Annotated in this window: 2 protein-coding genes; both read right to left on the bottom strand. The window is 44.6% G+C overall.

The features are described from left to right. Window positions 1-488, bottom strand: a 488-nt coding sequence (locus A3757_RS12440) for a murein hydrolase activator EnvC (RefSeq protein ID WP_197470024.1), incomplete at its 3' end; no start/stop codon positions are given. 163 nt (window positions 489-651) lie between these two features. Then, window positions 652-2,184, bottom strand: a complete 1,533-nt coding sequence (gene gpmI, locus A3757_RS12435; protein WP_068553192.1) for a 2,3-bisphosphoglycerate-independent phosphoglycerate mutase — start codon at window positions 2,182-2,184, stop codon at window positions 652-654. Window positions 2,185-2,611 lie beyond the last annotated feature (427 nt).

Raw genomic sequence — 2,611 nt, 5'->3', positions numbered from 1 at the left:
TTAAGAATGTCTTGTACCTCGGAAATTTTTTCACTACGCGCTTCATTAATATAGGCAAAGAAACGCATATCCTTAGCAAGTTCCTGGGGGTTATTAGAGTTTAAAAGAAGTTTGGTTTGAGATTGTTCCCCGTGCAGGTACGCACGTTGTAATTGCTTTATTAAGAACGACTGCTGTTTTTTTAGCGCCTTTGTTTGTTGAGAGTGGTCTTTTTCCAGCTTTTTAAGCTCTTTGGTTTGCTTCGTTATATTTGCTTTGCTGGTACGAATTGACTTGCTTAGCTTGCTGATAGCTTTTTCTTGCTTCTCCAGTGCTTTTGAAAGCCCGGTTTTTTCAGTATTAGCGCGATTCAGCCAGCGATTGATTTTGGTGATGCTGGATTTAAGTTGAGCGAGTTCACGCTCAGAGTGTTCTTGAGAAACTTCTGCAAGACTTGGGTTTGCTACGAGTGAAGCTAACAAACAGAATGTAAGCAGAAGGTATTTCATCGATTAGTGAGGAGCCTTGAGAGCATGTTGATAATTAATACTAGCATGCATATTAAGTTAATCGACCAAGACATTAGAGGGTTCCTACAATCCACGAAGAGCATAAGAATACTCTAGTGCTCTTCTTAAAGGATTGATTATTATACACTGAGGCTATTGCAGACTATTTTCCGATTAGTGACATTCCCGTCATTTCTGAAGGGATATCGATAGACATCAAATCGAGCAAGGAGGGTGCGATATCGCTTAATTTACCACCGTCTTTGAGTGAAATGTCTTTATCACCTAAATATATCAGTGGTACGGGCAATGTGGTGTGAGCGGTGTGTGCCTGTCCTGAATTGGGATCAAGCATTTGCTCTGCGTTACCATGGTCTGCGGTAATCAAACATTGGGCCTTACTTTCTTCAAGTGCGGTTGCCACACGTTCCAGGCAGCTATCGAGGCATTCTGCTGCTTTGACAGCGGCTTCGAGTTTTCCTGTGTGGCCAACCATATCGCCGTTAGCAAAGTTGCAGACAATCAAATCATATTCTTGACTCTTAATCGCTTCGACCAGCTTGTCAGTAACTTCAGGAGCGCTCATTTCAGGTTTTAGGTCGTAGGTTGCTACATCTGGAGAAGGGATGAGTTCGCGAGTTTCGCCTTTAAATAATGCTTCCCGGCCACCACTGAAGAAAAAGGTGACGTGGGCATATTTTTCGGTTTCAGCAATTCGAAGTTGGGTTTTATCCAGCGTCTCCATGTATTCACCCAAGCAATTGGGTAGGTCCATTGGAGGGTAGGCACAGCTAGTTGCAATGTCTGCAGAATATTCCGTTAGCATGACAAAGTCGGCAAGCTTAGGTGCCTTGGATTTCTCAAAACCTTCGAAATTTGTATCAACAAAGCTTCGGGTTAATTCGCGTGCTCTGTCTGCTCGGAAGTTCATAAAGATAACCGCATCGCCGTCATTGATCTGGCCAGAGTTCGCATCTCCAATGGCTGTGGCTGAAACAAACTCGTCGTTTTCGTCACGCTGATATGCCGCTTCAAGTGCTTGAGTAGGCGTTTCGTAACGATAATCAGACTGTCCTTCAGTTAAAAGGTCATAAGCTAGTTTTACACGATCCCAGCGATTATCTCTATCCATCGCGTAGTAACGGCCGACCATGCTAGCGATTCTACCAATACCTAGATCAGAAAGTTGCTTTTCCACAGCTTCTAGAGAGGGCTGTGCACTGCGCGGAGGTGTATCTCGGCCATCGAGGAATGCGTGAACGTAAACTTCTTTGGCGCCTTTTGTTGCCGCTACTTTAATGGCTGCCTGGATGTGGTCGATATGACTGTGAACACCACCCGGAGACATTAACCCCATAAGATGGATTGCTTTGCCGCTTTCTACTGCGCTGTTTATAGCTTTGCAGATGGCTTCGTTATTTTCGAATGTTCCTTCGTCAATATCCTTGGTGATACGGGTGTAGTTTTGGTAGACGATTCTTCCGGCACCGAGGTTCATATGACCCACTTCAGAATTTCCCATTTGCCCATCAGGTAGGCCCACGGCCATGCCAGAGGTTTGAATCAGGCTATGAGGACGCTCTTGCCAAATTTTATCCCAAAAAGGTGTGCTGGCTTGACGAATAGCATTTGCATCGGTTTCTTCACGGTGGCCCCAGCCATCGAGAATGATTAGTGCGGTGGTCTGTTTACCCATATTAACGTACTACCTAATGTAAAGTTTTAAACGGCGCGCAGTGAACCTCGTGAAATTACTCTCATACAAGGTTCCAATAGTGACGCGGATTTTACCGTTATTTTGGACGGTTGGCGACCTAGAGTGTCAGAATTAATTAGTGTGTCGTTGTTTAGTTGTTCTCGCTGCATTAGGTTCTAGCTATTGAGGTGCCAGGAGGGGCGTGTGTATAATGCGACTCCTTTTGCGTGAGGCTATGGAGTAGAGCGAGTGAAACAAGATTTACTGGCGCTACTCAGGGCAGAGCTTCTACTTTATCTGGCAATTTAGCCGGTTTTACTGTTGTGGACTGAGTAATGGATCGTTTATTTGAATTTATTGGTAATCATATTGAGCTTTCAGGTTTGTTTGTCGCGTTGTTGGCTGCACTATGGTTTACCGAGAGATC

The sequence above is a fragment of the Oleiphilus sp. HI0117 genome, assembly GCF_001635235.1.
Note: the sequence above shows the minus strand (reverse complement) of the source record. Positions and strands in the feature narration are given on the sequence as shown.